The organism is Georgenia daeguensis, assembly GCF_039537705.1.
GTDB lineage: Bacteria > Actinomycetota > Actinomycetes > Actinomycetales > Actinomycetaceae > Georgenia > Georgenia daeguensis.
In genome coordinates, this window is the sequence record NZ_BAABBA010000062.1 from 1 (window position 1) to 3,435 (window position 3,435).

A 3,435-nucleotide genomic window follows, 5' to 3' on the forward strand; every position below is an offset into this window, starting at 1 on the left:
CGAGCCTCTCGCCGCCATCAGCGCCTGACCCGACAACGAAGGATCACCGAACCGGAGATCACCGGACCGATACACCACTCCCGCGGACTTGACCCCCCGACTACACCCTCAATTCTGAAGAGCCGGTAATCCACCTCCGGGCGGTACGAACTCTAGACAGCCACGAATAGTTCTGCGCGCGTTCAATCACTCACGGCTGGCATTTCACACCGCGACAGCGTCATCGACGTCTGGCTCCTTTGTAGATACCGAATAATGCTCAGCCCGGGCGAATATTCTGCCCGGCGAGGAAGCGGAATACGCCGCCGCGGAGAGAATACTTCAAGCTGAGGAGTTCGAGGCCGTTCTGTCTCAGGGACGAGGTGAACGCTTTTGGGTCGATGAGTCTGTGTGGGGACCTGTCGGCCACATGAAGCAAAGAGGAGGCGCGCGAAGCAACTAGGTCGTATCCGACGAATTGCCCGCCTGGTCGCAGGACTCGCGCCGCCTCGGCGACCGCTTGTTCCCAATCGACGATGTGGTGAAGCATCAGGAAGCTAACGACCGCGTCGAATGACTCATCGTCGAACGGGAGACGTGTGGCGTCGGCCTGGCGGACCTGGGCGGACGGAAACTCAGCGAGGTGTTCGCGTGCTCTGACGACCATTGCGGGGTCGATGTCAGTCGTGGTGATGCGCACCTGGCTGTTGTTGCGGACGATCTGTTCGGCCATCGTCCCGCTGCCACCGCCGATTTCCAGCACATCTCCCGCGAGGGGAAGGTTCTGCGTCGCCCATGGCACGATACGGCGCGCAAGGAGACGCCACGGTGTGCTTCGGCAGAACGAAGCCTCCAGGAAGGACATCGTCGGCATGGTCGCATTCTCACCGGAACACTCGGGGATCGCGACCGAGAGCGGCGGTCGCCTCCGTCGCCACAGCACCGGGCCCGAACGGCCTCGGGTGAATGCGCGCTGCCCCGCCCGCGGCCCCTTGACGACCGGTTATCCGCTCAGAGCAGCGCCCAGAGAGTCACGCCGAGGACGACCGCGGCCACGAGCAGCGTGATGGTTCGCCCGTGCACCGTGGCTCGGGGGATGCTCCGCAAGGGGAACAGCAGCTGACGCCCCAGCACGTAGGCGGCCACCGTGGCAACGAGCACCAGGCCGTCTCCGCTTGTTGGTAGCTGGAGGACGACAAGGAGTGCGAGGGTGCCGAGCACAGCCGACAGCGCTGACTCGAGGAGCTGGACCGGGATCCGACGGATCCCCACACGTCGGTCGGATGACCAGATACCCCACCGGGAGGTGGTGGGCCGGCCGACACAGCACCCTCCGAGCAGGCAGCCGAGCCGACCGACCGCCATCGCGAAGAGCAACCCTGGCGCGGTGACGTCGAGCAGCGCGCCCAGCGGCAGTTCCGCCAGCACCAACGAGCCCATGCTGAGCGTGCCGATCGTCACGATGACGAAGCCCTGCACGGACATGCCCGGGGTGAGGACGGTGCGTCGCTCATGGGGATGGGTCAGCAGAAAATAGCCCTTCGCGGCGAAGAGCCCGAGCAAGCTTGCGACCGCCGTGAGGAGGAAGACACGGACCGCGGGTAGGTCGAGCTGGCGCGCCAGCAGCATCTGGATCACCAGCGCGAGCACGACGCCGGTGCTCACCAGTGCTGGCCATGCACCGAGGAACACCCCTGGTGCCAAGTTGTTGACGAAGGCGGGGAGAGCCGTGCGTCCCGACGCCGTGCCCCGTAACGTCCGCGGGCTACGCACCTCTACCCATGGGGCGGCGGCCCTCGCACGGGCGCGCTTGACGGGGGTGGCCGTCACCTCCCACTCGCCAGGGGTGAGGTGGGGGATGCGGGTGGTGACCGCGACCCGGCCGGAGCCGGGCACCACGTTCTCGACGGTGGAGGTCACCGCGAATGCTGTCCGGCCCTCACGAGCCTGAGCCTCAACCTTGAGGCGGCCGCTCAGGTGGACGGTCATCGTGTAAGGATCACCGGTGGGTTCGGCGTCGAACCAGTACGTGACACCCAGCGACTGCTGGTCCGCGTCGTCGAGCGCGCTGCAGTTGAGGTCGGTGATGACGACAGGTGAGTGCGGGGTGTGCCGGGCGAGGCGGGGCGCGACGGCGCTGGGCTCGGCCACAGCCACCGTGGCCGCCATCGCAGTGTCAGACGGCACCACGGCGGCCGGGGGAGCAGAGGCACCTGCGCCCGCCGGCGGGTTCTCCGTCTGAGGGGATGGCGGCGGCGGAGTACTTGAGGACGGAGGCGCGGTCTCTGGACCTGTGTGTCGCCGCGCCGACGGCGTCTTGCCGTGGGCTGCTTCAGACGGTGCCCGTCGTACTTCCCGGCGCTGCCGCCCGGGCACTTCCAGGGGCCCCTGACGCGGTCGCAGGGGCTGGGGCGGAGCCTGAGATGCCCGGAAGAAGGCGGCCCCGGTGGCGTCCTGCTGGCGGGTGCCGTTCTGCTCACGGCCAGCGGGTGCGAGCGACGGCTCAGCCTTAACCCGACCGTCCTTCCCGGACCTTGCGGCCATCAGGAGTCGTGGTGGACGCCGTGGTCCACGGTCTCGGAGACGGCAGGCTCCGCTGGATCGGTCGCCGCGCTGATCCGGGGGCCGATGACAAAGGAGGAAATGCCGAACATTGCGGCGAAGACCAGCAGGGCGACGACCGGGGCCCACCAGCTGGCGAAGCGCCGCTTGAGCCTGACCAGCATCGGCACGGAAGCGGCCAGGCCGAGGAGACCGAAGAGTGCGGTGCCGCCCGCTCCCGCGACGAGCGCCGTGCCCACGAGCGGCCCTACGTGGTGCAGCACGTGAGGCGCTAGGCCCATGAGGCCGCCAAGCACACCGGTGACGCCCATCCAGACGGTTCGTCGTGGTTCAGCGGACTTGCGCCCCGGTTCTGCAATCACCGGAGTGGCAGATTGAGACGGTGACACGTCCGTGGTGCTCATGGCCCCACTGTCGCTGGTCAGCGGGACTGAAGGGACGTAGGAACGATGAAGAACTGATGAAGACGCCTGGCCGCCAGGGGAGGAATGCGAGGCGGTGCCTGGGAAGACCTTCACCGGTTCTCCATCGTTGGTCAGCCGAAACTTCGTGCAGGGGGAGCACCGTAGGTCTTGCGGTGAACCATCTGGCACACCGCTGTTACGCCTGTGTCGCCGTCAGGTCGCGCAGGCACGACCGTGCAGGCGCGCCGGTCGGTGACCGGAGGGAAAGTCGATGAACCACAGCGGCGGGGGTCACCTCAAGGGGATGGCTCTGATATCGGGAGGCGTGTTCGTCGTCCTGCTCCTGCTCGGCAAGCCCGCGGGTTGCAAGCGGACATGCCAACCTCCCTGTAGGCGGACACGTACTTCCCTGTTGACGGACAGCTGATCTCCCTGTCTGTGGCCATGGACCGAGTCGTGTCGGTCCCGACGTAGGCGTCCCTCCGGGGAT

The 3,435-nt window shown here is 67.1% G+C and carries 3 protein-coding genes; all 3 read right to left on the reverse strand.

What is annotated here, in order from left to right:
- Positions 1-259: 259 nt before the first annotated feature.
- The 3 genes from ABD774_RS21320 to ABD774_RS21330 all read right to left on the reverse strand — a co-directional run bounded on the left by ABD774_RS21320 (position 260) and on the right by ABD774_RS21330 (position 2,945).
- Entirely contained in the window at positions 260-853 is a 594-nt protein-coding gene (locus tag ABD774_RS21320) for a class I SAM-dependent methyltransferase (protein ID WP_345045734.1), read from the reverse strand.
- A 137-nt stretch (positions 854-990) separates the two neighbouring features.
- Complete coding sequence (locus ABD774_RS21325) at positions 991-2,148, reverse strand: prolipoprotein diacylglyceryl transferase family protein (RefSeq protein ID WP_345045737.1); 1,158 nt, start codon at positions 2,146-2,148, stop codon at positions 991-993.
- Between the two features lie 374 nt (positions 2,149-2,522).
- Complete coding sequence (locus ABD774_RS21330) at positions 2,523-2,945, reverse strand: hypothetical protein (RefSeq protein WP_345045740.1); 423 nt, start codon at positions 2,943-2,945, stop codon at positions 2,523-2,525.
- Between the last annotated feature and the right edge of the window lie 490 nt (positions 2,946-3,435).